This is a genomic window from Roseateles sp. T103 (genome assembly GCF_057219915.1).
The window spans coordinates 1304965-1330911 of record NZ_JBXVVS010000001.1 but is presented as its reverse complement, the minus strand read 5'-3'; the positions used below and the strand labels follow the sequence as shown (position 1 = coordinate 1330911).

General features: G+C 69.2%; 18 protein-coding genes. 5 read left to right on the top strand and 13 right to left on the bottom strand.

Annotation, left to right across the window (positions count from 1 at the left end; translation table 11 throughout):
• Nucleotides 1-5: 5 nt before the first annotated feature.
• The 7 genes from mltB to AC2EBS_RS05805 form a co-directional block, all read right to left on the bottom strand.
• Nucleotides 6-1139, bottom strand: coding sequence for a lytic murein transglycosylase B (gene mltB, locus AC2EBS_RS05835; RefSeq protein WP_484727415.1), 1134 nt, complete (start codon nt 1137-1139; stop codon nt 6-8).
• A 95-nt stretch (nt 1140-1234) separates the two neighbouring features.
• Entirely contained in the window at nt 1235-2950 is a 1716-nt protein-coding gene (locus tag AC2EBS_RS05830) for a class I adenylate-forming enzyme family protein (protein WP_484727414.1), read from the bottom strand.
• Nucleotides 2947-4194, bottom strand: coding sequence for an acetyl-CoA acetyltransferase (locus tag AC2EBS_RS05825; protein WP_484727413.1), 1248 nt, complete (start codon nt 4192-4194; stop codon nt 2947-2949). The genes AC2EBS_RS05830 and AC2EBS_RS05825 overlap by 4 nt, the downstream gene beginning before the upstream one ends.
• The gene (locus AC2EBS_RS05820; RefSeq protein WP_484727412.1) at nt 4191-5675 is read right to left on the bottom strand and encodes a carotenoid oxygenase family protein; all 1485 of its coding nucleotides are present in this window, start codon (nt 5673-5675) and stop codon (nt 4191-4193) included. The genes AC2EBS_RS05825 and AC2EBS_RS05820 overlap by 4 nt, the downstream gene beginning before the upstream one ends.
• A gap of 52 nt (nt 5676-5727) precedes the next feature.
• The gene (locus AC2EBS_RS05815; protein WP_484727411.1) at nt 5728-6711 is read right to left on the bottom strand and encodes an NAD(P)H-dependent flavin oxidoreductase; all 984 of its coding nucleotides are present in this window, start codon (nt 6709-6711) and stop codon (nt 5728-5730) included.
• A complete protein-coding gene (locus tag AC2EBS_RS05810) occupies nt 6708-7895 on the bottom strand; it encodes a thiolase family protein (RefSeq protein WP_484727410.1) in 1188 nt (395 codons plus the stop codon). The genes AC2EBS_RS05815 and AC2EBS_RS05810 overlap by 4 nt, the downstream gene beginning before the upstream one ends.
• Before the next feature lie 30 nt (nt 7896-7925).
• Nucleotides 7926-10160 (bottom strand): TonB-dependent receptor, encoded by a 2235-nt coding sequence (locus tag AC2EBS_RS05805; RefSeq protein ID WP_484727409.1) that lies wholly within the window; start codon nt 10158-10160, stop codon nt 7926-7928.
• Between the two features lie 215 nt (nt 10161-10375).
• On the opposite strand from AC2EBS_RS05805, the gene AC2EBS_RS05800 reads away from it, so the two are divergent.
• On the top strand, nt 10376-11245 hold the full coding sequence (locus AC2EBS_RS05800) for an IclR family transcriptional regulator (RefSeq protein WP_484727408.1): 870 nt from the start codon (nt 10376-10378) through the stop codon (nt 11243-11245).
• Nucleotides 11246-11401: 156 nt separating this feature from the next.
• On the opposite strand, the gene AC2EBS_RS05795 is transcribed toward AC2EBS_RS05800, so the two are convergent.
• The 4 genes from AC2EBS_RS05795 to AC2EBS_RS05780 all read right to left on the bottom strand — a co-directional run bounded on the left by AC2EBS_RS05795 (nt 11402) and on the right by AC2EBS_RS05780 (nt 16362).
• Complete coding sequence (locus AC2EBS_RS05795) at nt 11402-12139, bottom strand: PEP-CTERM sorting domain-containing protein (protein ID WP_484727407.1); 738 nt, start codon at nt 12137-12139, stop codon at nt 11402-11404.
• A gap of 189 nt (nt 12140-12328) precedes the next feature.
• Nucleotides 12329-14425 carry a transglutaminase TgpA family protein gene (locus tag AC2EBS_RS05790; protein ID WP_484727406.1) on the bottom strand — a complete coding sequence of 699 codons (2097 nt, stop codon included), beginning with the start codon at nt 14423-14425 and terminating at the stop codon, nt 12329-12331.
• Nucleotides 14422-15408 carry a DUF58 domain-containing protein gene (locus tag AC2EBS_RS05785; protein WP_484727405.1) on the bottom strand — a complete coding sequence of 329 codons (987 nt, stop codon included), beginning with the start codon at nt 15406-15408 and terminating at the stop codon, nt 14422-14424. The genes AC2EBS_RS05790 and AC2EBS_RS05785 overlap by 4 nt, the downstream gene beginning before the upstream one ends.
• A 6-nt stretch (nt 15409-15414) precedes the next feature.
• A complete protein-coding gene (locus AC2EBS_RS05780) occupies nt 15415-16362 on the bottom strand; it encodes an AAA family ATPase (protein ID WP_484727404.1) in 948 nt (315 codons plus the stop codon).
• A gap of 67 nt (nt 16363-16429) precedes the next feature.
• Between AC2EBS_RS05780 and AC2EBS_RS05775 the strand changes: the two genes are divergently transcribed.
• The 3 genes from AC2EBS_RS05775 to AC2EBS_RS05765 are packed head-to-tail and all read left to right on the top strand — an operon-like array spanning nt 16430 to nt 20231.
• Nucleotides 16430-17365: a histone deacetylase family protein gene (locus AC2EBS_RS05775; RefSeq protein ID WP_484727403.1), complete on the top strand. Its 936-nt coding sequence runs from the start codon at nt 16430-16432 to the stop codon at nt 17363-17365.
• A complete protein-coding gene (locus AC2EBS_RS05770) occupies nt 17366-18652 on the top strand; it encodes a mechanosensitive ion channel family protein (RefSeq protein ID WP_484727402.1) in 1287 nt (428 codons plus the stop codon). It abuts the gene before it with no gap.
• A gap of 55 nt (nt 18653-18707) precedes the next feature.
• Nucleotides 18708-20231: a methyl-accepting chemotaxis protein gene (locus tag AC2EBS_RS05765; RefSeq protein ID WP_484727401.1), complete on the top strand. Its 1524-nt coding sequence runs from the start codon at nt 18708-18710 to the stop codon at nt 20229-20231.
• A gap of 13 nt (nt 20232-20244) precedes the next feature.
• Here AC2EBS_RS05765 and ahr read toward each other — a convergent pair whose 3' ends face one another.
• The gene (gene ahr, locus AC2EBS_RS05760; RefSeq protein ID WP_484727400.1) at nt 20245-21273 is read right to left on the bottom strand and encodes an NADPH-dependent aldehyde reductase Ahr; all 1029 of its coding nucleotides are present in this window, start codon (nt 21271-21273) and stop codon (nt 20245-20247) included.
• 127 nt (nt 21274-21400) lie between these two features.
• Complete coding sequence (locus tag AC2EBS_RS05755) at nt 21401-22927, bottom strand: fumarate hydratase (protein WP_484727399.1); 1527 nt, start codon at nt 22925-22927, stop codon at nt 21401-21403.
• 192 nt (nt 22928-23119) lie between these two features.
• Between AC2EBS_RS05755 and AC2EBS_RS05750 the strand changes: the two genes are divergently transcribed.
• Nucleotides 23120-25942: a monovalent cation/H+ antiporter subunit A gene (locus AC2EBS_RS05750; RefSeq protein WP_484727398.1), complete on the top strand. Its 2823-nt coding sequence runs from the start codon at nt 23120-23122 to the stop codon at nt 25940-25942.
• Nucleotides 25943-25947 lie beyond the last annotated feature (5 nt).

The window sequence follows — 25947 nt, the reverse complement described above, 5'->3', positions numbered from 1 at the left end:
GCGACTCAGTCGCCGGCGGCCGGCGCAGTGCCGCGCAGGCGGCTGAGTTCGCGTCCGAGGTCCAGCACCGCCATTGCGTAGTAGGCCGACCAGTTGTAGCGCGTCAGCGCATAGAAGTTGCTCGTGCCAGCCACATAGCTGGGCGCGGCAGCGCCGTTCTGCAGTTCGACCAGGGCCAGCGGACCGGCATGCGCGCGGCCGGCCTCGGCGAGTTCGGCCCCGGCCTCGGCGAACTGCGCTGCGCTGAAGCTGGGCAGGATGTCGGGCTGCAGCAGTCGGGCACGCTCCGATGTGTCGACCGGCGGCGCCACGCCGAAGTGCGTCGGCAGCCCCGGCTGCCAGCCATGCTGGACGAGGAAATGCGCCACCGAGCCGATCGCATCCACGGGGCTGCCCACCAGGTCCACGCGCCCGTCACCGTCGAAGTCGATCGCATGGCGGTTCCAGCTGCCGGGCATGAACTGCGGCCAGCCCATCGCGCCGGCGAAGGAGCCTTTCACCGTCAGCGGATCCAGTCCTTCGCGGCGGCAGAGCTTGAGGAATTCGGCCAACTCGCTGCGGAAGAAGGCGCTTCGATCCCGGCGGCCGCTGGGGAAGTCGAAGGCCAGTGTGGCCAGCGCGTCGATGACGCGGAAGCCGCCCGTCATGCGGCCGTAGAAAGTCTCGACGCCGATCAACCCGGCGATCAGCTCGGCCGGCACGCCGTACTGCGCCTCGGCACGCGCGAGCGCCGCCTCGTGCTGTTCCCAGAACGCCAGCCCGGCCTGCAGCCGGCGCGGCTCGACGAAGCGGGCGCGGTAGGCGGCCCAGTCCTTCGCGGTACCGGCCGGCGGCGGCATGATCAGCTTCTGCACCAGCGGCAGCGAGCGCGCCTGCGCCAGCGTCTTGCGCAGCGCGGCTTCGTCGAAGCCCTCGTTGGCGCTCAGCTCCTTGACGAAGGCCTCGATGCTCTCGCGTTCGCCGAAGGGCTTGCCGGCCGAGGTGCTGGCCTTGACGTGCTTGGCAGGGGCCTTCCCGCTTTTGACAAGGGCCTTGGCGTTCTTGTCGGCCTTGGCCCAGGCTGGCAACGCTGCAAAGCCGAGCGCCAGCGCGGCAGACAGTATCAGGACGGTGGCGGGGCGGCAGGCGGGTGACGGCATCGGAGCAGGAAGCGGCGGCTGACGGTTCCCAGCATAAGGCCTGGCCAGCGGAAGCGAGTCACGGAACTGCTTGCATCGCGCGCCGCTGTTCGCGCTCAGCCCTGCGCGTCGACCACGGCCGCTTCGCGCAGCTGGCGCTTCAGCACCTTGCCCACTGCATTGCGCGGCAGCGCGTCCATCAGGCGCAGCGCCTCCGGCAGCTTGAAGGGGGCGAGCTTCTTCTCGTCGCGCAGGAAGCCCACCAGTCCCGCCAGGTCCAGGCTCATGCCCGGGCGCGTCACCACGCAGGCGCACAGCGTCTCGCCCAGCTCGGCATGCGGCTGGCCGATCACCGCGGCGTCGGCCACCGCCGGGTGCGCGACGATCAGCGACTCCACCTCCTCGGCGGAGATCTTCATGCCGCCGCGCACGATCAGGTCCTTGACCCGGCCGACATAGCGCAGATAGCGCGGGTCGGCGGCGATCTCGAACAGGTCGCCGGTACGGAAGAAGCCCTGCGCATCGAAGCTGCGCGCATTCAGCTCGGGCGAGCGGTAGTAGCCGCCGAAGACCGTCGGCCCGGCGATGCGCAGCTCGCCGGTCTCGCCCGGCGCCTCGATGTCGTGGCTGCCGTCCAGCGCCACCAGCCGCGTGCTGACCAGGTTGTTGATCGTCGTGGCCCAGCGTCGCTCGCCGTTGCGCGGCGGGCGCGGGAACAGCGTCGCGCGGTCCGCCGGGTCGGGCACGTCGGCGGCGTTGCCGCACATCGCCGCGCCCTCGTTGGAGCCGAAGTAGTTCAGTACCTCGACGCCGTGGCGCTGCGCCCAGGCTTCGATCATCGCCGGCGGCAGCGGCGCCGAGCCCGAGCCGATGCGCTTCAGGCGCTTGAAGTCTATGCCTTCGAGCAGCGCCTCGTTGTGCAGCAGGCGCATCAGGATGGTCGGCGGCGCCACCGTGTAGTCGATGCGCTCCTCGCGCAGCTGCTGCAGGAACACCGCCAGGTCGAAGGGATGGTGCTGCACCAGCGTCAGGCCCTTGAGCAGCCAGCCGACGAAGCCGGTGCTCATGCCGCCCATATTCACCAGCGGGAAGGGATTCAGCAGGCGCATGCCGGGCGCGAGGCCGGCCGACTCCACCGTGCCCTTGGCCTGCTGAACCCACTCGTTGCTGCTGCGCGGCACGCCCTTGGGGCTGGCCTCGGTGCCCGAGGTCCAGCAGATCGACAGCACGTCGTCGGCCGATAGCGCGATCGCCGCGGCCTGCACGCGCATCTGCTCCAGCGGCAGCGCCTCGGGCGCGGCCAGCGCCGCGTCGATGGACACCGCGCCGGGCTGCTCGCCGCCGGCGACGAAGAGCCGCCGCACGCGTGCATGGCGCGGCAGCAGCGCGGCCATCATCTCGGCATGCGCGTGCTTGCCGATATGCGCCGTGGTGACGACGGCCTTGGCCTCGGTGACTTCCAGCGCATGCTCGATCTCGTGCTCGCGATAGACCGCCGGCACCGGCGTGATCACCAGGCCCAGCCGGTGGCAGGCCAGGTACAGCGCCACCTGCAGGCTGCAGTTGGGCAGCTGCAGCAGCACGATGTCGTCGCGCCGCAGGCCCTCGCGATGCAGCAGCGCGGCCAGGCGCTCGACCTCGTCGAACAGCGCCTGCCAGGACAGGCGGCGCGGCGCGATGCCGGCCAGCTCGGCGAGGTTGGGCGGATCGACCACCGCCTCGTCCTGCGGGCAGCGCTCGACATTGGCGACGAACATGTCCCAGACCGTGCGCGTGCCCCAGTGGCCCGCGCCGATCATGCGGGCGATGCGTGCTTGGCTGCAGAGGATCATGACGGGGAGCCGCTTTCGACGACGAAGCTGAGCACGGTGGCGCAGGAGCCGCCGATATTGAGCGTCTGCATCCGGCGCGCGCCCTCGATCTGGCAGTCGCCGGCGCGGCCCGTCACCTGGCGCGCCGCGTCCAGCAGCATGCGCGCGCCGGTGGCGCCCACCGGATGACCGCCGCCGATCAGGCCGCCGCTCATATTGATCGGGCAGCTGCCGCCGCGGGCGATGCGGCCGTCCTCCACCGCCTGCCAGCTCTGGCCCGGCGGCGTCAGGCCGAAATGGTCGATCGCCATGTACTCGGTCATCGTGAAGCAGTCGTGGGTCTCGATGCCGCTGAGCGCCTGCACGCCGGCGATGCCGGCGCGCTGCCAGGCCTCGCTGATGGCCTGGCGCACATGCGGGAAGACCAGCGGCGCATCGGCGCTGCGCGCGAGCTTGTCCTTCAGGCGCAGGCCGGCATTGCGGTGGCCCCAGCCGCTGATGCGCGGCAGCGCGTCCAGGCTCAGGCCCAGGCGCTGCGCATGCGCGGCGGCGAAGGCCGGCGACGCGAGCAGCAGGCTGCAGGCGCCGTCGGTGATCTGGCCGCAGTCCTGGCGGCGCGTGCCGGGCTCGATGACGGGGTTGAGCTCGTCGTCGTCGCTGAAGGCGCCGGGCTCGAAGCGCCAGGCGCGCGTCTGCGCCAGCGGGTTGCGCTTCGCATTGCCGTAGTTCAGCTCGGCGATGCGGTTGAGATGGCGGCGGTCCAGCCCATAACGGCGCTCGTACTCGGCCGCCAGCAGGCCGAAGGCGGCCGGCCACATGAAGCGGCAGTCAATGTCCTCATGGCCCTGCCAGGCGGCGGCGTTCTGGTTCTGCGAGGACTGGTCGCCGGGCAGGTTCTTCAGCTCCTCGGCGCCGACGACCAGCACGCAGTCGTAGCGGCCGGCCTCGATCTCGGCCATGGCGGTCAGCACGGCCAGCGAGGCGGACGCGCAGGCACCTTCGTGGCGCATCGCCGGCACGCCCCAGAGCTCGGGCACGACCTGCGCGACCATCGCGCCCAGATGCGCCTGGCGGCTCTGCAGTTCGGCGAAGGCATTGCCGACATGGATGCTCTGCACCTGCGCCGGCTCGACGCGCGCATCGGCCAGCGCACCCAGCACGCTCTCGCGCATCATGTCCGAGAGGTCCTGGCCCTGGCGCGACCAGGCCCTGGCGAAGTCGGTCTGATGGCCGCCGAGGATAAAAGTGAACTTGGCTCCACTCATGCTGCTGCGCTCCAGCCGTCGATGCGCGTCGCCGCGATCCAGCAGCCGTGGAAGCCGGTCGGGATGTGACGCGGAATCAGCACCTGCGCCAGCGGACCGCGGCCCAGGTCGCGGGCGTCGAAGATGTCCAGCGTCTGGCGCTTGGTGGCGGCATTGAACTGGAAGGCGATCACATAGCCGTGGTCCTCGGACTGCGGCGCGTCGGCGGCGGCGAACCAGGGTTCCGAGTAGTAGCTGTGCGCCGGGTCATCGCTCCAGGACGACAGCGATGCGCCGGTGTCGAGGTCGTACTTGCGCAGGCCGTACCACTGCAGCGTCTGCGTCTCGCTATGGTCGACCAGATAGCCGAAGCTGGTGCGGCGGCCGGTCAGCGCGCCGTTGTAGGTCGGGAACTCGACGTTGCGTCGTGGGTCCAGGCATTGCTCCTGCGCCTCGCCGGTCTTGAGGTTCATGCGCCAGCGCCACAGCCGCGCGACCATCACCAGCTCGGCGACATTCTTCGCGGTGCGCTGCGCGTCGATGCTGCCGTCGGCGCGCGTGGCCGGCATGTAGCGGCAGCCGACCATTTCGATCCAGTCGCCGTCCTCCCACGAGTTGACGACGTGGTAGACGAAGCAGGGGCTGAACTCGTACCAGCGCAGCTCCTCGGGCTGGCCGAAGCGCGGGATCACGCCGAAGCGCGTCGGCAGCTCGGGATGGAAGTCGACCTTGTGGCGGCCCAGCTTCAGTGCCTCGTGGTCGTGGAACAGCGGCAGATCGTGCAGCACCGAGTAATGCTCGGTGACCGCCATATCGTGCGGCAGGCGCGGGCCGGGCAGCGCGATCGGCACATGGTGCTTGAGCGATCCGTCCGGGCCGAGCACGCCGTAGTGCATGTAGGGGTACTCGTTGCCGTAGTCGAAATACAGCAGGTCGCCAGTGATCTCGTCCACCTTGGCGTGGGCCGAGACCTTGCCGCCGGTGGAGGCGATCGCGTTCTGCTTGCCCAGCGTTTCCAGCGTCAGCGGGTCGATCACGTAGGCGTCGCCGCTCATGTACCAGAGCGACAGCGCCTTGCCGGCGTGGCCGACCATATCGGTGTTGGCGGCATCGCGCAGCGGCTTGTCCTCGCGGCCGACCAGGGTCTCGCGAATGCCCCAGTGCGTGGCTTTGCCGGCGGCGTCCTCGCGCTGCCAGGCCTCGGTGCGGACCCAGCGGTTGCGCACCGTCAGCCGGCCCTGGCGGAACTCGGCCGCGTGGATCATGCCGTCGCCGTCGAAGGGGTGGTAGCGGCCCTGCGGCGCGAAGCGCGGGTTCGGGCCGACGCGCATATAGACGCCGTTCAGGTCCTTGGGCAGCTCGCCCTTGAGCAGCGGCAGATCGGTCAGCGTGGACTCGTCGGCCAGCGGCGCGAAGGGGCCGCACAGGCCGGGGCCGTAGTCTTCGCCGAAGGGTTGCAGATCGTCGATCGGAAATGCCTGTGGGGTGGCTCTGTCGTTCATCGGGTGTCTCCTCGTTGAGGGTGGAGGGTGCTTGTCTTGTTCGTTTGTTCGTTCAGTTCTTCAGCGGCCAGCGCGCGACGCGCTGCCGCGCCGCAGCGAATTCATCGACCAGGCGCTCGACCAGCGCGGCCACCGGCTCGATCGTCTGCACCGCGCCGACGCCCTGGCCGGCGGCCCAGAGCTGCGACCAGCGCTTGGCCGGGCTCTTGGCGCTGTCGTAGTCGCGCGGCGGCGCGGCGCCGGCGAGCGCGTCCGGGTCCAGCCCCTGAGCGCGCAGCGAGGGCTTGAGCCAGCTGGCCGGAGTGCCGGTGATCGCGGCGCTGACCACCAGGTCCTCGACGCCGCTGTCCACCAGCATCTGCTTGTAGGCCGGCGCGGCCAGGCTCTCGGTGGTGGCGATGAAGCGCGTGCCCATATAGGCGTAGTCGGCGCCGGCCGCCAGCGCAGCGGCGATGGCCGCGCCGTCGCTGAGCCCGCCGCCCAGCACCACCGGGCCGGCGAAGAATTCGCGCACCGCGTTGACGAAGGCAAAGGGGCTGATCTGCCCGGTATGGCCGCCTGCACCGGCGCAGACGCAGACCAGGCCGTCGGCGCCGGCCTCCACCGCCTTGCGCGCCAGCGCCGGTGTGGTGACGTCGGCGAAGACCTTGCCGCCGTAGCCGTGGACCACCTCGATGGCCGGCTTCGGTCCACCCAGCGCGGTGACCACCAGCGGCGGCCGGTAGCGCGCCACCAGGGCCAGGTCCTCGGCCAGACGCGTGTTGCTGCGGTGGGTGACGAGGTTGGCGCACCAGGCGCCCATGGTCGAGGGCGGCTGCTCGTCGGCGGCGCGCGCCAGGCCCTCGGTGATGCAGCGCATCCAGTCTTCGAGCTGGGCGGCATCGCGCGCATTGGGCGTCGGGAAGGCCGCGGCGATGCCGGCGCGGCAGGCGGCGACGACCAGCTCGGGCCCGGAGATCAGGAACATCGGCGCCGCGATCAGCGGCAGCCTGGGCGTCAGCACCGGTGGGGTCAGGTCTTGCTGGACCGTGCTCATGCCAGTCTCTCCACGATCATCGCCGCGCCGACGCCGCTGGCGCCGGTGCAGACCAGCAGGCCCAGCCGGCCCTGGCAGGCGTCCAGGTTGTCCAGCAGCGTGGACAGCAGGATCGCGCCCGAGGCGCCCAGCGGATGGCCCTTGGCCAGGTGGCCGCCGGCGGGGTTGATGCGCTCGGGGGCTATGCCGGCGGCGTGTTCGCGCAGGAACAGCGCCTGCGTGACCGCGAAGGACTCCATGAATTCGATGCGATCGAGGTCCTGCAGGCGCAGCTGCGCGCGCTGCAAGACCCGCTCCATCGCCGCGAAGCCGGCGGTGAGGCTGTCCGACGCGTCGGCGCCGCATTCGGCCATCGCGACGATGCGCGCGCGCGGCTTTGCGTCGGCGATGCCGGCCGTGCCGAGCAGCGCCAGGCCCGCGCCATCGCACATCGGCGGCGCATGCGAGATCGTGTGCAGCGGCGCGAAGGGCTCGTCGCCGCCCAGCGCCTCGGCCCATTCGGCGGCGAGCGCCCCGAAGGCCGGCGGCAGCGCCGCCAGGCCCTCGGCGCTGGTCTTGGCGCGGATGCATTCGTCGCTGGCGAACAGCGAGCCGTCGGCGCGCGGCAGGCTCAGGCGCGAACGCTGCAGCGCCGCGTCGGACTCGGCCGCCGCGGCGCGCTGCTGCGAGTCCAGCGCCGCGGCGTCGAGTTCGGCGCGCGTGATGCCGCGCCGCGCCGCCAGCCGGTCGGCCGCCAGCGCCACCGGCAGGTAGCGGCTGCGCGGCGGCAGGCTGCGGTCCTGGTAGTAGGCAGCGCGGTCGGCCATGAAGCCGACCTGGGACATCATCTCCACGCCGCCGGCCAGCAGCTGCCGCGCCTGGCCGGTGGCGATCTGCGCTGCGCCATGGATCACCGCGCTCAGGCCCGATACGCAGTAGTTGTTCAGCGTCAGTGCGGTGCAGTCATCAGGCAGGCTGGCGTGCAGCTTGCTGACCAGTGCCAGATGGCCGCCCTGGCTGCCCAGCTGGCCCACGCAGCCCAGCAGCAGCGCCTCGCAATGGTCTGGTGCTGCACCGCTGCGCTGGTGGAGCGCAGCGGCGAGTTGGCTCACCAGGGCCTGGGGGCTTGTGGCCGCCAGGCCGCCATCGGGCCGCGCCTTGCCGCGCGGTGTGCGCAGCGCGTCGTAGAGATAGACCTCGGTCATCGCGTCCTTCGTTGTCGTCTCGTCGGCCCGTCAGTCCTTCAGCGTCCAGGTGGCGGAGATGCCCACCGTGCGCGGCGGCCCGAAGGTCGAGAAGCCGTTGCCGAGGAAGCTGATGATGTGCGCCTGGTACAGCGTGTTGCCCAGGTTCTTGCCCCACAGCGCGATCTCCGGCGCTTTGGGGTTGGCGCGGTAGCTCAGCCGGGCATCGAACAGGCCGTATGACGGGATCAGGCCGATCGCCGAGTTGATTGCCTCGATGTAGTAGCTGCCCTTGCGTGCGTACTCCATGCGGCCGGAGACGCGGCCGATCTCGAAGTCGCGCGTCGCCTCGGCATAGACGCTGTAGGTCTGCTTGGGCGCACGCGCCAGGCGGTTGCCGACCAGGCTGGCGCCGTTGAAGTTGCCGCGCGTGACCTCGCTGTCCAGATAGGCGGCGGTGGCGCCCAGCGTCAGCCAGTCGGCGGGCGCGGCCTGCAGCTCAAGCTCGGCGCCACGGGCCTTGGCGTCCACGCTGAAGGCCACCAGCACCAGCTGCGGCGTCAGGTTGTACTGCTGCATGTCCTTGTAGTCGAACTTGAAGACGTTCGCATTGACGCGCAGCCGGCGGTCCAGCCACTCGCTCTTGATGCCGGCCTCGTAGTTCCAGACCTTCTCGGGCTCCAGCGGCACGCCGACGCTCTGCACCGAGTTGTTCTGGCTCGGGAAGAGGCCGGACTTGTAGCCGCGGCTCAGCGAGGCATAGACCATCTGCTCGCGCGAGAGCTTGTAGTCGGCGCCCAGCTTGCCGGTCAGCGCGTTCCAGCTCTTGGACGCGACGACGTGGTAGGGCTGGCCGGGGAACAGCGGGATGCCCGGCGTGGTGTCGGCGGGGTCGAGGTTGACGGCCGACTGGTCGGCATTCTTGCGGTCGAAGGTCTCGCGCAGGCCGAAGCTCAGGTTCAGGTCCTTGGCCAGCGGGTAGTCCACCTGGCCGAACAGCGCGGCGCTGCGGTTGCGCACGTCCTGGTTGAACTGCACCTTGCCGCCGGCGGCGGGCATCAGCGAGAAGGTGGTCTCGAAGCTCTCGTTGCGCAGCACCTTCTCGTCGAAGAAGTACACGCCGCCCACCCAGTTGAAACGGCTGCCCGGCAGGCTGGCCAGGCGCAGCTCCTGGCTCCATTGCTCGGCGCCTTCCTTGACCTTGTCGAGGTTCTTCAGCACCCAGGGCGCGGGCAGCGCGGAGAGGTCCTCGTAATGGTTGATGCGCGTGTTGCGGTAGGCGGTGATCGAGGTCAGCGCGGCGAAGCCGAACTCATGCTCGAGCCGCGCGCTGAAGCCGTGCACGTCGCGGTGCTGGTAGGAGGCCGGGTCCGAGTAGGACAGGCGCAGGTTCGTGCCAGGCGGGTAGAGCTTGTTGATCAGCGGCGCAGTGGCGGTGTTGCTGAACACCGGATAGGGCACGCGCGCCAAGCCGTCGGCGCGGTCGCGCGAGGCATCGCCGCTGAGCAGCAGCGTGGTGCTCGGCGCGAGGTCCAGCAGCAGCTGCACGCGCGCGCTGTCGTTGCGGCCGCCGTCCAGGCTGGCGCCGGTGCGGATGTTGTGCGAGTAGCCGTCGTGCTCGCGATGGCCCAGCGCGACCTTGAGCTTGGCGTTGTCGCTGAGCGCGCGGTTCAGCACCGCCGCGGCCTCGAAGCTGCCGTAGTTGCCCACCGAGGTGAACAGCTTGCTGTAGTTCTGTTGGCCGGGCCGGGCGGTGGTGACGCTGATCGCACCGCCCGAGGTGTTGCGGCCGAACAGCGTGCCTTGCGGGCCGCGCAGGATCTCCACGCGCTCCAGGTCCAGGAAGCTGAAGTTGGCGCCGGCTGGACGGCCCATGAAGACCTCGTCGACGAACACCGCGACGGTGGCGTCGCCGGCGGCGGAGTCGGAGTTGGAGGTCATGCCGCGGATCGCGTACTGCGGCTCGGCGACGTTGTAGTTGGTCATCGTGAAGCCGGGGGCGCGCACCGCGATGTCGCGCACGTCGGCGGCGCCGGTCTTCTCCAGCGCGCGGGCGTCGAAGGCGCTGACCGGGATGGGCACCTCCTGCAGCGGCTCGGCGCGCTTCTGCGCGGTGACGACGATGCGCTCCAGGCTGGCGGTGCTCTTGCCGGCATCCTTGTCGGCGGCGTCGTTCTTCTTGTCGCTGCTGTCGGCGCTTTGCGCCAGCGCATGGGCGCAGAGGCCGGCTGCGGCCAGGGCGACCAGTGAGCGGGCAAAGCGCTGCCCACGATGAGTTCTGCTCATGCTTGCTTGTCTCCAGATGTGGTTCTTGTCGTGTCTGCCTGCCCGGTGCGGCGCCTGCTGCGTGGCGCCGGACCGTCACCCGGGCCAGCGCGGGTCCGGCTTGATCTGACCGGCCCTGGGCGCTGTTCCTCAGGTGCGATCCAGTCTAGGTTGCGCTCCGTCAAACGCGCAGTCAGAATTTCGATATTCCGACGAACGTTTCGATATGCAAGCACATGACTAGGGTAGACCCGGACCGCGCGCGCTATCTGCGCAACGAACCGCACCGCGTGCCGCTGGGCTACGAGGAGTACGCCGGCGACCGCCAGTTCGCCACCACGCTGGCGCGCGGCATCGAGCTGCTGCGCTGCTTCAGCGCCGGCGAGGACATGCTGTCCAACGCCGAGCTGGCCGAGCGCACCGGGTTGCCGCGGCCGACGATCTCGCGGCTGACCTACACGCTGGTGATCCTGGGCTATCTGCGCCCGAGCGCGAAGTACGGCAAGTACCAGCTGGGCTCGGCGCTGCTCGCGGCGACCTATCCGTTGATGGCTTCGATCGGGTTGCGCCAGCATGCGCGGCCCTTCATGGAGAAGCTCGCCGACGAGACCGGCGGCGAGGTCTCGATGGGCATACGCGACCGGCTCAACATCGTGCTGGTGGAGACCAGCCGCAGCCGCAAGCGCGGCCGCATGCAGCTGGCCGGTCCGATGGCCGATGTGGGCCTGTCGGTGCCGATCGCCGGCACCGGCATCGGCCGCGCCTACCTGGCCGGCTGCGACGAGGCGACGCGCGCCGCGCTGCTCAACGAGATCCGCGTCAAGTCACCCGAGGACTGGCAGCGCTTCGAGAAGTCGATGAAGCGCTCGCTGCTCGAGGTGCGCCAGCAGGGCTTCTGTGTCATCGAGGGCGATCTGCTCACCGACATCCACGCGGTGGCCGTGCCCTATGGGCGCATCAGCAATGGCGAGCTGGTCGCCTTCAACTGCGCCTTCCAGGGGCCGCTGCCCGCAGCGGAAACCGAAGCCGGCAGTTGGCTGCGCGAGACCGTGGGCCCTAAGCTGCTGCAGATGGTGCGGCTGCTGCGCGAGGGCCGGCATGTTTGAGCGTATTGCACGTCCTTGGCCCTGATGCTCATGCGGCCTGGAGGCATGGGCGTAGACGTAACGGGTCCGGCACGCACGTGACCGGACCCGCATGGCGGTGAATTCGCCTATTGGGGTTCCTCCTGCCCGAGAGGGTGGCTCAGGAGGAAAGCGCGCTCAAGCCTTTCGACGGCGCGTCACGACGCCCACGCCAGCCAGGGCGGCAGCGACCAGCGCCAGCGAGGCCGGCTCCGGCGTCTCATTGATCTGCTCCAGGCTGCCGATGGTCATGTCGTCGAAGCCGAAGTTGTCGCCGCCGCCGACAGTACGGGCGAAAGCAATGTTCTTGTACTGGGTGACGGTGTCGTAGAAGCCGAAGTAGAAGACCGAGCCGCTCAGTTGGCCCTCAGTGCTGCGTGTCAAGGGCACATTGATCTGCGTGACGATGTCATTGGTGTCGGTCAGCGAGAGCACCAGATCGGCGCCGAAGTCGCCGATGTCCACGCCGTAGAAACCGAAGGCGGCGATCGCCGAGCTGAAGGCGATGTTGAAATCGTTGGTGCCAGCGAAGTAGTACTTGTTGCCCGAGATCGGATAGCGACCGGCCTCGTCATTGCCGCTCTGAATGCCCTCGCCGCCTGTCAAGGTCGCGGTACCGGCACCAGGAAAGGTCAGTGCCAGCGGCGGGGTGGTGCCGACGGCCAAGCCTTCGAAGTTCTCGGTGCCGACACCGGAGAGCTTGTTCAAGAAGCTCGCGCGTGCCGCATCGGAGTTCGTGCGTGCTGCGACCGGGTTGGGGTCGCGATTCGGCGGTCCGTTCAGGTCCTCGCCAAAGAAGGTGGTAGGCGCTGCCTGCGCCACGGAAAGCAGGGCCGCTGAAGCAAGAGCCAGGGCGAGCTTGGGCAGTTTGGACATCAGTACTCCTATTAACAACGATGACAGCAATAGTGCTGATCTACTGAGGAGCAAATGATGTGCCAGCGTTCGCAAGTCGTTGGCACGGCTTGCCATCAGGGCCAAAGTCGGCTGCTGGCAAGGGGTGCCTGTAAGGTTGCTCGACATGCTTCTGTCGAGGCAGACAGACCGTGCATGGACCAGAGCGGTTCATCGCCGCCGGTCGACAGAGGCCGGAGCGGCAGGCAACGCGCCTTCGATCTTCGTTAGCCATCGCCGGCACTGGGCGGCGTCGAACGCCGAACTGGCAAGTCCATAGCGAGCGGCATCGAGCGCGCGCAGCAGATCGGCAGCCGCTTGCGGACCATGGGCTTGTTCCAGCAGTGCGGCCCAATGCCTTGGACCTTGGTAGGGCTGCGCATAGACGCCGATTCGTGCAAGGCTGCGCAACAAACGCGTTTGCAGGCGCTGCCAAGGATCGTGCGGACGGCGCCGCCAGGCCTGGGCGAGCAGGCCGGCCAGCGTCAGCACGGCGATCACGCCGGCGCTGAGCTGGCCCAGCGCGGCCCAGTCGGGGCTGTTCCAGCCCAGGCGCTTGAGCAGGTCGAACTGGTCGCCGCGCGAGTAGTTCAGCACCGACTGCTGCCAGCGGTTCTCCAGCATCTCCCAGCCGCGGCGCAGGCTGCGCCACAGCGCCGGGTTGACCTGGCCCAGCGCGCCGGCGAGCACGCCCGGCGCCGGCTCTAGCGTGAGGCTGCTGGCGATGCGTTCGGGGGCTACGGCCGCCGTGGGATCCACTCGCAGCCAGCCGCGGCCGGCGATCCAGACTTCGTTCCAGGCATGGGCCTGCGACTGGCGCACGACCAGGTAGCCGTCCTGCAGCTCGCGGTCGGCGCCCTGAAAGCCGGTGACGATGCGCGCCGGTATGCCCAGTGCGCGCATCACCACCGCGAAGCCCGACGCGAAGTGCTCGCAGAAGCCCAGCCGCCGGTCCATCCAGAACTCGTCGATCAGGTGCTCGCTGTCCTGGCCGTAGCGGCCGGGCGTCAGCGTGTAGATGTACTCGTTGCTGCGCAGATGCTGCAGCACCGCGTTCACCAGTGCTTCGGCGAGCGCTTGACCCTCCAGCCCGGCGAAGCGCGCTTCCTGGCTCAGCGCTGCGGCCCAGGCCAGGGTGCGCGGATTGCGTCCCTGTGGCAGCTCGAGATAGGGCTGAAGGGACAGCGGCGTGGCCTGCGCGCCGGCCTTGTAGTCCAGCGCGGCGCTGCCGGTCAGACGCAGCCGCTCGGTGATGGTCCGCGGCGCTATCCATTGCAGTTCGGCACCGCGGCGCAGCATCAGGCCGCCGTCCAGCGGCAGCAGCGCACCGGCCGGCTCGGGGGACATCTCCAGCAGCGGCAGCACCTTGATGCGCAAGGGCTCCAGCGTCAGCTCATAGCGCCTCAACGGGCCTTGGGGGGTCAGCGCGCTTTGGCGGCCCGGTGGCGGCGAGGCCAGTGCACGCCAGCGCCGGCCGTCGAAGTCGGCCAGCACCGGGCCGCGGAAATACAGCGTTTGCGGTGGCGGCGGCGCTGCGCCGTCGACGAAGCGCAGGCGCAGTGCCACGCTCTCGTCGTTGGCGATCTCGGCCATTGCGCCGAACTGCAGCTCGTTGGACAGCCCGGTGCGGCCTATCGCGTCGCTGGGCACGCCCCACAGCGGCGCGATACGCGGGAAGAGCAGGAACAGCAGCGCCATCAGCGGCAGTCCTATGGCCACGCTGCGCAGCGCCTGGCCGGCAGCTTGTCTCAGGCTGGGTTGGCCGATCGGCATCTGCGCCAGCACCAGCGCGGTGAGCAGTGCCCAGATGGACAGCAAGGTCCACAGCCCGGTGAGCAGCGACTGCGAGTACAGGTACTGCGTCAGCACCAGGAAGAAGCCGAGGAAGAACACGACGAAGGCGTCGCGCCGCGCGCGCAGTTCCAGCGTCTTCATCGCCATCAGCATCACCAGCATGGTGACGCCGGCCTCGCGGCCGAGCAGCGTGCGGTGGGTCGCGAAGGTCAGCGCCGCGACCAGCACGAGGATGGCGGTGAGGCTCCAGCGGCCGGGCAAGACCTGACCCCGCCAGGCCAGCCAGCCGCGCCAGGCCAGCATCGCCACGGTCAGCGCGCTGCACCACAACGGCAGGTGGGTGGCATGCGGGCCTGCCGCGGCGGCGATCGCGAAGAGCAGGAAGAAGGTGTCGCGCGTCTCGCGCGGCAGATGGGCGACGCGGTCGCGCCAGGCACTGGCGTGCCCACCTGTTGACGTGGCCGGGCCGTTCATCGCGACGGCTCCGCGCTGGCCAGCAGTTCCAGCGCAGCCTGGCGCTGCACGGCACCCTGGTCCGGTGGCAGTTCGCTGGCAGGCAGGCGCAGGCCGTAGGGCAGGCCGCGTTGCTCGGCGGCCAGCACCCAGGCGGTCAGCCGCGACAGCCGCGCTTCCCAATCGAGGCCGGCGGTGTCGGCGATGTCCAGCCATAGCCGCCGGCCGGCCGGCGCCTGCGTGTCGCGCACCAGCAGCGGTGCCTCGGCGTGCGCGCTCTGTGCAGCCTTCTTCCACAGCACCTGGCGCGGCGTGTCGCCGCGCTGGTAGGGGCGCACGCCTTCGAAGTCGGGACCGGGCAGGCGCAGGGCCGCAGGGCTGCTTTCGCCGCTGCTGTCGGCGCTGCCGCTGGGCAGGGCGGGCGCCGGCTCCTCGGGCCGTGGATAGACCCAGGCCCGCGCTGCCGGCCGCCAGATGCTCCAGGCGCGGAACAGGCCCAGCGGAAAGCGCGTCTCGATGTGCAGCGTCGGCACCGCATGCAGCCCGCGGCGCTGCGCCGGATAGCGCAGGTGCACGATCGCATGGCCGCGCGCCGGCACGTCGCACCAGGCGAGTTCATCGCGGGCCGCGCCGTCATGCTGCACTGCCAGGCCGATGCCATAGCGCGCGCGTCCGCTGTTGTGCAGACGCACCTCGATCTCCAGATCGCTGCCGGCGAAGCCGGGCGGCGGCGGCTTCAGGTCCAGGCTCAGGGCGCGCAGATTGCCGTGCGTCGCATGCATCGATGCGAATCCCGCGCCGGCGAGCAGGAAGGTCAGCGCATAGCCCAGGCTGAGCTGGTCGTTGATCGATGCGATCAGCAGCACCAGCAGCGTGGCGCAGAAGAACAGCCCTGGCCGGCTGGGCAGGATGTAGATGTTGTGCTGGCCCATCTGGTGCGTGTCGCGCGCCGGATGGCGCGCATCCCACCAGGCCTGCCAGCGTCGGCGCAATGCCTGTCGCATCTCAGCTTAAGGGATGGGCACCGCTTCGATCATCGCGCGCACCTGTTCGCGCGCGCCGCGGCCGGCGCCGGCGCGCGGGCGCAGGCGGTGCGCGATGGTCTGCGGCAGGATGGCCTGCACGTCGTCGGGCGAGACATAGTCGCGCTGCTCCAGCAATGCGCGTGCCCGCGCGGCGCGCAGCACCGCGAGGCCCGCGCGCGGGCTCAGACCCTCGACGAACCACTGGCCGGAGCGCGTCGCGGCGATCAGCGCCTGCAGATAGTCCAGCAAGGCCGGCGCGGCATGGATGCTGCGCACCACAGCCTGTGCCTGCAGCAGTTCCTCGGGCGTCATTACTGCCTGCAGTTCGCGGATCGCCTCGCGGCTGTCCTGGCCGAGCAGCAGTTCGCGCTCGGCAGCGGCGTCCGGATAGCCCAGCGACAGGCACATCAGGAAGCGGTCCAGCTGCGACTCGGGCAGCGGGTAGGTGCCGAGCTGTTCGCTGGGGTTTTGCGTGGCGATGACGAAGAAGGGCTGGGGCAGGGCGTGCGTGCGACCGTCGACGCTGACCTGCTGCTCCTCCATCGCCTCGAGCAGTGCGCTTTGTGTCTTCGGGCCGGCGCGGTTGATCTCGTCGGCCAGCAAGACCTGGGCGAACACCGGGCCGGGGTGGAAAACGAACTCGCCGCTGGCGCGCTCGTAGATGCTCACGCCCAGCAGGTCCGACGGCATCAGGTCGGCAGTGAACTGCACGCGCGAAAAGCGCAGGCCCAGGCTGACCGACAGCGTATGCGCCAGCGTGGTCTTGCCCACACCGGGCAGGTCTTCAATCAGCAGATGGCCGCCGGCGATCAGGCAGGCGATGCAATCGCGCACCTGTTCGGGTTTGCCCTTGATGATCGTGCTAATCTGGCGCTGCAGGCGCTGCAGTTGCTCGGCGAGCCGGAGACGGGATGGGTCGTGCTGTGGCGTCATGCGAAGCACCTTAGCGCAAAAATCGAAGACAAGCCGGACCAGGGAACTGCCGGTTACGAGACAAGCCATGTCCACCGCCTATATCAGCCACGCCGACTGCCGCCGCCATGAGATGGGGCACGGCCATCCCGAGTGCCCGCAACGGCTAGACGCCATCGAAGACTGGCTGATCGCCTCTGGCCTGGACATCGCGCTGAGCCGGCACGATGCGCGCAACGCCAAGCTCTCCGACATCGAGCTGGCGCACACGCACCGCTACGTGGTGGAGATGCGCGACCTGCTCGAAGGTCTGGCGGCCACCGGCGAATCGCGTGCGGTGGATCCTGACACCATCGCCTGCCCGCACACCTGGGCCGCTGCGCTGCGCGCCGCCGGCGCGGCGGTGCAGGCCACCGACATGGTGATCGACGGTCAGGCCGAGAACGCCTTCTGCGCGGTGCGCCCGCCTGGCCACCATGCGACGCGCGAGCAGAGCATGGGCTTTTGCTTCTTCAACAATGTGGCCATCGCCGCACGCCATGCACTGGACGTGCGCGGGCTGCAGCGCGTTGCGGTGGTGGACTTCGATGTGCACCACGGCAACGGCACCGAGGACATCCTTGCCGGCGACGATCGCGTGCTGATGGTGGGCATCTTCCAGCACCCGCTGTACCCGTACGACGGTGCCGTGCCCAAGGGCGAGAACATGTGCAATGTGCCCATCCCCGCCTATACGCGCGGCGGCGAGGTGCGCGAGATGATCGAGGCGATGTGGATGCCGGCGCTGGAGCGCTTCAAGCCCGAGATGATCTTCATCTCCGCCGGCTTCGATGCGCACCGCGAGGACGATATGGCCCAGCTCGGCCTGGTCGAGGCCGACTACGAATGGATCACGATGCGTATCAAGGACATCGCCGACCGTCATGCGCAGGGACGCATCGTCTCCTGCCTGGAGGGCGGCTACTCCTTGAGTGCTCTGGCGCGCAGCGTGGGTGCGCATCTGCGTGTGCTGGCCGGCGTATAGATGACCCAGCCCCTGACCTTCGACGAGCTGCTCAAGCTCTGGAATTCCCTGCTCAAACCCTCGGCGCTGATTGAACTGGCGCTGGCGCTGGCCTGCCTGGGCCTGGCCTGGCTCGTCGTGCGGCTGATGCGCGGCCGGCAGGAGCGGCCGCTGTCGGTGCTGTTCGGCGAGCATGTGGTGGACGGTGTGCTGTTCCCGCTGCTGTCGCTGGCCTTTGCCTGGCTGGCGCTGCGCGGCCTGCCGCTGCTCGACATTCGGCCGGCGGTGTTCAGGCTGGTGATCCCGGTGCTGGTGTCGCTGGCGGTGATCCGCCTGACGGTGCGCGTGCTCAGCGCAGCCTTGCCGCAGTCGGGCTGGGTGCGCCTGGTTGAGCGCAGTGTGTCCTGGCTGGCCTGGGCCGGTTCGGTGCTGTGGATCGCCGGCCTGCTGCCCGTGCTGCTCGAGGAGATGGAGAGCATCTCCTGGAAGATGGGCGGCAGTCGCGTGACGCTGCGCGCGATGCTCGAGGGCGGGCTCAGCGCGGTGCTGGTGATGGTGATCGCGCTGTGGATCTCCTCGGTGATCGAAGCGCGCTTGCTGCGCAACGTCACCACCGATCTGTCCTTGCGCAAGATCGGCGTCAACCTGACGCGCTCGCTGCTGATCTTCGTCGGCCTGCTGATTGCGTTGACCGCAGCGGGCATAGACCTCACCGCCTTGGGCGTGCTGGGCGGCGCGGTGGGCGTGGGCATTGGCATGGGCCTGCAGAAGCTGGCGGCCAACTATGTATCCGGCTTCGTGATCCTGGCCGAGCGCTCGCTGCGCATCGGCGACCTGGTGATGGTTGACGGCTTCGAGGGCCGCATCAGCGACATCAAGACCCGCTACACGGTGATCCGTGCGCTCAACGGTCGCGAGTCCGTCGTGCCGAACGATTTGCTGATCACGCAGCGGGTCGAGAACGCGTCGCTGGCCGATGCGCGCGTCGCTGTGTCCACCCAGGTGCAGGTGGGCTATGACACCGATCTCGACGCGCTCTTTCCACAACTGATCGAGGCCGTGCTACAAGTGCCGCGAGTGCTGGCTGATCCCGCGCCGGGAGTTCAACTGCGCAACTTCGGTGCCGACGGGCTGGACCTGGTGATCGGCTTCTGGGTTGAGGATCCCGGTCAAGGCGTGCTGGGTGTTCGCTCTGACGTGAATCTCGCGGTGTTGCGGCTGTTGCGCAAACTGCAGATAGAGATACCTTTTCCGCAGCGTGTCGTGCACCAGTTCACGGCAGGCAGCAGTGTCGCCACGGGTGGCTAGGCATTAACCCCTAGCATCCCGTTTCTGGTTGTGTATGGCAGCGACGGAGATGTCCATGAGGTTCATGCAAAGGGTGATGTTGTCGGTCGCGGTACCGGCCGGATTGCTGGTGCTGGTGGGTGTCGGTGTCGGCGTCGGCACCGCGACGATGGAGCAGCGTTTCGCCAGTTACTTCACCCATGAAGATGAGCTGGCGGAAGACATCAGCGAGATGTATGCCCAGGGCCTGCAGATGGGTCAGGCGCTGCGCAACATCGTGCTCGACCCGCAGAACAAGCGGGCTTACGAGAATCTCGACAACGCCGCCAAGGCCTATGACGAGGCCGAGAAGGCGGCGCGAGCGGCGGCTTCTCCTGAGGTGCGGACCAAGCTCGAAGCGATGGGTGCCACGCGGGCCAAGCTGGCCGAATTGCAAAGCAAGGTGAAGGAGCTGGCGCAGCGCGACATGAACGAAGCTGCGGCGGTGCTGAACAAGCAGGAAACGCCGACCTGGCGCGAGCTGCGTGGCGAGCTCCTGCAACTGAAGAAGGCCAGCGGCGAGGCCAAGGACGCCGCCGCCGCAGAGGCAGCCGCGGCGATGAGCCGCGCGCGCTGGATCGTGCTGGCCGTCGCCGCGCTCAGCGTGATCGCCAGCATCCTCAGCGTGCTGCAACTGCGCCGCTGCATCCGGCGCGAGCTGGGGGGAGAACCAGCCGTCGCGCGCCGCGTGCTCGAGCAGGTGGCCGGAGGCGACCTGGTCGTCGAAGTGCCGGTGGCCGGCGGCGACGACTACAGCATGATGGCGGCGCTGCGCCGCACACGCGACAGCCTGCGCCGCCTGGTCGGCGATGTGGGCACGGCGGCGCTGGCGATCGAGCAGGCTTGCGGCGAGATCGCCGCCGGCAACCAGGATCTGTCCAACCGCACCGAGGGCCAGGCCAGCAATCTGCAGCAGACGGCCTCGTCGATGGAGGAGCTGTCCTCCACCGTGCAGCACAACGCGGAGTCGGCCCGTCAGGCCACGCAGCTGGCGACGGACGCCAGCCGCATCGCCAGCGATGGCGGCACGGCGGTGAGTCAGGTGGTGCAGACCATGCAGGCGATCAGCACGCAGAGCCACAAGATCTCCGACATCACCTCGGTGATCGATGGCATCGCCTTCCAGACCAACATCCTGGCGCTGAATGCGGCGGTGGAGGCGGCACGGGCCGGCGAACAGGGCCGCGGCTTCGCCGTCGTCGCCTCCGAGGTGCGCTCGCTGGCACAACGCTCGGCGCAGGCGGCGCGCGAGATCAAGAGCCTGATTGCCGAGAATGTCGAGAAGGTTGCCGCCGGCGAGGCGCAGGTGGCGCAGGCCGGCCAGACCATGGAACAGCTGGTCGCCCAGGTGCAGCGCGTCACCGGCCTGATCAGCGAGATCTCGGTGGCCACCGGCGAGCAGAGCAATGGCATCCAGCAGGTCGGTCAGGCGGTGACCCAGCTCGACCAGATGACGCAGCAGAACGCCGCGCTGGTCGAGGAAAGCTCGGCTGCCTCGCACAGCCTGAGCGAGCAGGCGCAGCGGCTGACGAATCTGGTGCGCGTCTTCCGCGTCGCCTGAGCCTGGCCCCGGTTCAGCTGAAGTCCGCGTCCAGCACGACGCGGTAGCGCGCGCGCCCGCTGCGCAGGTGCTCGACCGCCTCGTTGACGCGGCTCATAGCGAAGCGCTCGACCTGCGGCAGCACCTGGTGGCGGGCGGCGAAGTCCAGCATGCGCGAGAGCATGGTGGGCGAGGGCGTCGGCGAGGCCGACAGGCTCTTCTGCCAGCTCAGCAGGCCGCCGCTCCTGAGCTTCATCTGCTCGGTGACCACGCCGACCAGATGGAGGCGGCCCTTGGGTGCCAGCGTACCGATCAGCGCGTCCCAGTCCAGGCTGGCGCCGGCGGTGACAAGCAGGAAGTCCAGACTGCCCGCGGCGGCCTTGAGCTCGGCGCGGTCGACGCTGGAGATGGTGCGATGCGCGCCCAGCGCCAGCGCCTCCTCGCGCTTGGCGGCGGAGGAGGTGAAGGCCGTCACCTCGCAGCCCCAGGCGCGCGCGAACTTCACCGCCAAGTGGCCCAGGCCGCCAATGCCGACCACGCCGACGCGCTCGGTCGGCGAGACCTCCTTGAGCACGAAGGGCAGGAACACCGTGCCGCCGCCGCACAGCAGCGGGCCGGCCGCGGCCGGGTCCAGCGCATCGGGAATCGGAATCGCCCAGCTCCAGTGCGCGCGCAGCCGCTCGGCAAAGCCGCCATGGCGGCCGACGATGGTCGGCTGGCGTTGCGCGCAGAGGTTCTGCTCGCCGCCCAGGCAGTGACTGCAGTGGCAGCAGCTGGCGCTGTGCCAGCCGATGCCCACGCGCTGGCCGATGCTGCGGCCCTTGGCGCGCGGACCGACCGCGGTGATCACGCCGACCACCTCGTGGCCGGGCACGACCGGATAGTTGGACGGGAACCATTCGCTGTCCACCAGCGCAAGGTCGCTGTGGCAGATGCCGCAGTGCTCGACGCGGATCTCCACTTCCTCGTCGGCCAGCGGACCGGGCTCGTAACTGAAGGGCTGCAGCGGCCCGCCCTGGGTGAGCGCCGCGTAGGCGCGGATGGTCGATGGGGTATTGCTCATGGGCTGGTGTCTCCTTGAGCCCGATGCTAAGCACGGCGCGACGCCGCGGCTGTCACCTGCGCTGCAGCGCTCGCCGAAAGCAAAGAAGCCGCCCGAGGGCGGCTTCTGCGCTTCAGCGTGTTGACGCTCAGGCCACGCTGACCGGGATCTTGCCGATCTTGGCCTGCCAGGTCTTGGGTCCTTCGATATGGGCGCTGGTGCCGCCGCTGTCCACCGCCACGGTGACCGGCATGTCGACCACGTCGAACTCGTAGATCGCTTCCATGCCCAGATCCTCGAAGCCCACCACCTTGGCCTGCTTGATCGCCTTGGACACCAGATAGGCCGAGCCGCCCACGGCCATCAGGTAGGCCGACTTGTGCTTCTTGATCGCCTCGATCGCCACCGGGCCGCGCTCGGCCTTGCCGATCATCGCGATCAGGCCGGTCTGGGCCAGCATCATCTCGGTGAACTTGTCCATGCGCGTGGCCGTGGTCGGGCCGGCCGGGCCGACGACCTCGTCGCGCACCGGATCGACCGGGCCGACGTAGTAGATGACGCGGTTGGTGAAGTCCACCGGCAGCTGCTCACCCTTGGCCAGCATGTCCTGGATGCGCTTGTGCGCGGCATCGCGGCCGGTCAGCATCTTGCCGTTGAGAAGCAGGGTCTGGCCGGGCTTCCAGCTGGCCACTTCCTCGGGCGTCAGCGTGTTCAGGTCCACGCGCTTGCTCTTGTTGTAGTCCGGCGCCCAGTGCACGTCGGGCCACAGGTCCAGGCTGGGCGGCGTCAGGTAGCTGGGACCCGAGCCGTCGAGCACGAAGTGCGCATGGCGGGTGGCCGCGCAGTTGGGGATCATCGCGATCGGCTTGCTGGCGGCGTGCGTCGGGTAGGTCTTGATCTTGACGTCCAGCACCGTGGTCAGGCCGCCCAGGCCCTGCGCGCCTATGCCCAGCGCGTTGACCTTCTCGTACAGCTCGATGCGCAGTTCCTCGAGTTTGTTCTGCGGGCCGCGCTGCAGCAGCTCGTACATGTCGATGTCGTCCATCAGCGCTTCCTTGGCCAGCAGCGCCGCCTTCTCGGCCGTGCCGCCGACGCCGATACCCAGCATGCCGGGCGGGCACCAGCCGGCACCCATGGTCGGCACGGTCTTGAGCACCCAGTCGACGATGTTGTCGCTGGGGTTGAGCATGTAGACCTTGCTCTTGTTCTCGCTGCCGCCGCCCTTGGCGGCGACGATGACGTCCACCTTGTCGCCGGGCACGACTTCCATGAACACCACGGCCGGCGTGTTGTCCTTGGTGTTCTTGCGCTCGAAGATGGGGTCGGACAGCACCGAGGCGCGCAGCTTGTTGTCCGGGTTGTTGTAGCCGCGGCGCACGCCTTCGTCGATGGCGTCCTGGATCGAACCGGGGAAGCCCTCCCACCGCACATCCATGCCGATCTTCAGGAACACGTTGACGATGCCGGTGTCCTGGCAGATCGGACGGCGGCCTTCGGCGCACATGCGGCTGTTGGTCAGGATCTGGGCGATCGCATCCTTGGCGGCGGCGCTTTCCTCGCGCTCATAGGCGCGGGCGAGGTGGGCGATGTAGTCGGCCGGGTGGTAGTAGCTGATGTACTGCAGCGCGGCAGCGATGCTCTCGACAAGGTCGTCGTGCTTGATGGTGGTGGTCATGGCGAAACCCGAGGAGCGGGAAGGAGGGTGGCTGAAAGCGGCTTCGATTCTACTGAGGCAAGCTTGCGCGGACCTTTGGCGCTGCCGCGCGTCGGAACGCATTTGCCGTGGCGCCGGCGGTGTTGTGGCCTGTGCTTAGAATCGGCCGCCCGCGAATTGGCGCGCTGTCTCTCTACGCCTGGAATCGACTCGATGAATTTGCTCGTCTCGGTGGTTCTGCTCCCGCTGCTGCTCGGTACGCTTGCCTGTGCCGTGCTCGGCCGCCAGTCCGGGCTGCGCCAGGCGCCGGCCTGGGCCGCGGGCCTGACGACCGCGTTGGTGCTGGGCTTGCTTCTGTGGGCGGCGCCGGCGGTGTTCGAGGGTCAGGTCTTGCGCTTCCATGCCGACTGGGTGCCGGCCATAGGCCTGAACCTGGGCCTGCGCCTGGACGGCCTGGCCTGGATGTTCGCGGCGCTGATCAGCGCGATCGGCCTGCTGGTGGTGCTCTATGCCGCCTTCTATCTGCACCGCGAGGATCCGCCGGGCAAGTTCTTCGCGCTGCTGATGCTCTTCATGGCGGCGATGCTGGGCATTGCGCTGTCGGACAACCTGCTGCTGCTGGTGGTGTTCTGGGAGCTGACCAGCATCTCGTCCTTCCTGCTGGTGGGCTATTGGGGGCACCGCGAGGAGGCACGCAGCGGCGCGCGCATGGCGCTGGCGGTGACCGGCGGCGGCGGACTGGCTCTGCTGGCCGGCGTGATCGTGCTCGGCCAGATCGGCGGCAGTTACGAGCTCTCGGTGTTGCTGGAGCGGGGCGATGCGGTGCGTGCCGACAGCCGCTATCCGCTCGCGCTGGTGCTGATCCTGCTGGGCTGTTTCACCAAGAGCGCGCAGCTGCCCTTCCATTTCTGGCTGCCGCAGGCCATGGCCGCGCCCACGCCGGTGTCGGCCTATCTGCACTCGGCCACCATGGTCAAGGCCGGGCTGTTCCTGCTGATGCGCCTGTATCCGGTGATCGGCGGGCCGGGGCTGTTCGAGACCCTGGTGGCCAGCGTCGGTCTGCTGACCATGGTGTTCGCCGCCTTCGTGGCGATCTTCAAGCACGACCTCAAGGGGCTGCTGGCCTATTCGACGGTCAGTCACCTGGGCTTCATCACCTTCCTGATTGGGCTGGGCAGCCCGATGTCGGCGGTGGTGGCGGTGTTCCATGTGCTCAACCACGCCAGTTTCAAGGCAGCCTTGTTCATGAGCGCGGGCATCGTCGACCATGAGACCGGCACCCGCGACATGCGCCGGCTGGGCGGCCTGTTCGCGCTGATGCCCTGGGTCGGCTCGCTGGCCTTGCTGTCCTCGGCGGCCATGGCCGGCCTGCCGCCCTTCAACGGCTTCATCTCCAAGGAGATGATGCTGGAACAGGCGCTGCAGGCCGATTTCTGGGGCAGCGCCTCCTGGGCCATTCCGCTGCTGGCCACGCTGGGCGGTCTGTGCTCGATGGCCTATTCGACGCGCCTGGTGCATGACACCTTCTTCGGCGGGCCGCCGCGCGATCTGCCGCAGCCGCATCCGCATGAGCCGCCCTGGGGCATGAAGGCGCCGGTGCTGCTGCTCGTCGGCGTGGCGCTGGCCGTCGGCCTGGCACCGATGCTGCTGGCCGGGCCACTGGTGCGCCTGGCGGCGTCCAGCATGCTGGGCGCGCCGGCGCCGGAGTTCTCGCTGGGCCTGTGGCATGGACTGAATCTACCCTTGCTGATGAGCGCACTGGCGATCGCCGGCGGCGCGCTGCTCTATGCAACGCTGCGCCGCGGCGCGCGCCTGCATCGCCACGAGAGCGCGGCCTTCAGCGGCAAGCGGGTGTTCGAGTCGCTGATCGACGGGCTGTTCGGCTTGGCCGGCCGCTTCACCGCGGCGCTGGAGAACGGCTCGCTGCAGCGCTACATCGCCTGGATGCTGCTGCTGGCGCTGGCGCTGGCGGCCTGGCCGCTGCTGCAGCAGGGCGCCGCCCTGCAGGCCGGCGAGCGCCCGCTGCTGCCCGCGCCGCCGCTGGCGCTGGCCGTGTGGCTGCTGCTGCTGGCGCTGTGCGGCGGCCTGTTGCTGCTGCATCGCCAGCGCCTGCTGGCGGTGATCCTGGCCGGTGGTGTCGGTCTGGTGTGCTCGCTGGCCTTCCTGGCGCTATCGGCGCCGGATCTGGCGCTGACCCAGCTCTCGGTGGACATCGTCTCCACCGCGCTGCTGCTGATGGGCCTGGCCCTGCTGCCGCAGACCAGCCCGCGCGAGAGCTCGGCGCTGCGCCGTGGCCGCGACGCGCTGATCGCGCTGGCCTGCGGCGGCGGCGTGGCTTGGCTGGCCTGGCTGATGCTGACCCGTCCGCATGACTCGATCTCCTGGTACTTCCTGCAGAACGCGCTGACGCAGGGTGGCGGCACCAACACCGTCAATGTGATCCTGGTGGACTTCCGCGGCTACGACACCTTCGGCGAGATCACCGTGCTGGGCATCGCCGCATTGGGCGTGCTGGCGCTGCTGGACGGCCTGCGGACACGCCGCCCGGCGCTGGATGAGGCAGGACGCCGCTGGAGCTATGCGCAGGAGCCGCTGATGCTGCGCACCGTGGCGCCGCTGGTCTTGCCGCTGGCGCTGCTGCTCTCCGCCTACATCTTCTGGCGCGGTCACAACCTGCCCGGCGGCGGCTTCATCGCCGGCCTGGTGACGGCAGTGGCGCTGGTGCTGCAGTACATGGCGCGCGGCCAGCAGGCGACCGAGCAGCTGATGCGCGCGGCTGCCGGACGGCGCTATGTGCGCTGGATAGGCCTGGGCCTGGGCATCGCCTGGCTCACCGGGGCGGGCGCCTTCCTGTTCGGTCGGCCTTTCCTGACCAGCGCTTTCGGCCATCCGGTCGTGCCCTTGCTCGGCGAGCTGCCGCTGGCGACTGCGGCGCTGTTCGATCTGGGCGTCTACATCACCGTGGTCGGCTCGACGATGCTGATGCTCTCGGTGCTGGGTGCTGCCAGCAAGGAAGGCGTGCGGAGCGCAACATGACGATC

Excerpts from the sequence above, each read along its gene's own strand:
- AC2EBS_RS05815 (WP_484727411.1), bottom strand. The coding sequence starts at position 6,711 with ATGAGCACGGTCCAGCAAGACCTGACCCCACCGGTGCTGACGCCCAGG.
- AC2EBS_RS05790 (WP_484727406.1), bottom strand. The coding sequence starts at position 14,425 with ATGAACGGCCCGGCCACGTCAACAGGTGGGCACGCCAGTGCCTGGCGC.
- ahr (WP_484727400.1), bottom strand. The coding sequence starts at position 21,273 with ATGAGCAATACCCCATCGACCATCCGCGCCTACGCGGCGCTCACCCAG.
- AC2EBS_RS05820 (WP_484727412.1), bottom strand. The coding sequence starts at position 5,675 with ATGAACGACAGAGCCACCCCACAGGCATTTCCGATCGACGATCTGCAA.
- AC2EBS_RS05770 (WP_484727402.1), top strand. The coding sequence starts at position 17,366 with ATGACCCAGCCCCTGACCTTCGACGAGCTGCTCAAGCTCTGGAATTCC.
- AC2EBS_RS05800 (WP_484727408.1), top strand. The coding sequence starts at position 10,376 with ATGACTAGGGTAGACCCGGACCGCGCGCGCTATCTGCGCAACGAACCG.
- AC2EBS_RS05750 (WP_484727398.1), top strand. The coding sequence starts at position 23,120 with ATGAATTTGCTCGTCTCGGTGGTTCTGCTCCCGCTGCTGCTCGGTACG.
- mltB (WP_484727415.1), bottom strand. The coding sequence starts at position 1,139 with ATGCCGTCACCCGCCTGCCGCCCCGCCACCGTCCTGATACTGTCTGCC.
- AC2EBS_RS05795 (WP_484727407.1), bottom strand. The coding sequence starts at position 12,139 with ATGTCCAAACTGCCCAAGCTCGCCCTGGCTCTTGCTTCAGCGGCCCTG.
- AC2EBS_RS05810 (WP_484727410.1), bottom strand. The coding sequence starts at position 7,895 with ATGACCGAGGTCTATCTCTACGACGCGCTGCGCACACCGCGCGGCAAG.
- AC2EBS_RS05780 (WP_484727404.1), bottom strand. The coding sequence starts at position 16,362 with ATGACGCCACAGCACGACCCATCCCGTCTCCGGCTCGCCGAGCAACTG.
- AC2EBS_RS05765 (WP_484727401.1), top strand. The coding sequence starts at position 18,708 with ATGAGGTTCATGCAAAGGGTGATGTTGTCGGTCGCGGTACCGGCCGGA.
- AC2EBS_RS05775 (WP_484727403.1), top strand. The coding sequence starts at position 16,430 with ATGTCCACCGCCTATATCAGCCACGCCGACTGCCGCCGCCATGAGATG.
- AC2EBS_RS05805 (WP_484727409.1), bottom strand. The coding sequence starts at position 10,160 with ATGAGCAGAACTCATCGTGGGCAGCGCTTTGCCCGCTCACTGGTCGCC.
- AC2EBS_RS05755 (WP_484727399.1), bottom strand. The coding sequence starts at position 22,927 with ATGACCACCACCATCAAGCACGACGACCTTGTCGAGAGCATCGCTGCC.
- AC2EBS_RS05830 (WP_484727414.1), bottom strand. The coding sequence starts at position 2,950 with ATGATCCTCTGCAGCCAAGCACGCATCGCCCGCATGATCGGCGCGGGC.
- AC2EBS_RS05825 (WP_484727413.1), bottom strand. The coding sequence starts at position 4,194 with ATGAGTGGAGCCAAGTTCACTTTTATCCTCGGCGGCCATCAGACCGAC.
- AC2EBS_RS05785 (WP_484727405.1), bottom strand. The coding sequence starts at position 15,408 with ATGCGACAGGCATTGCGCCGACGCTGGCAGGCCTGGTGGGATGCGCGC.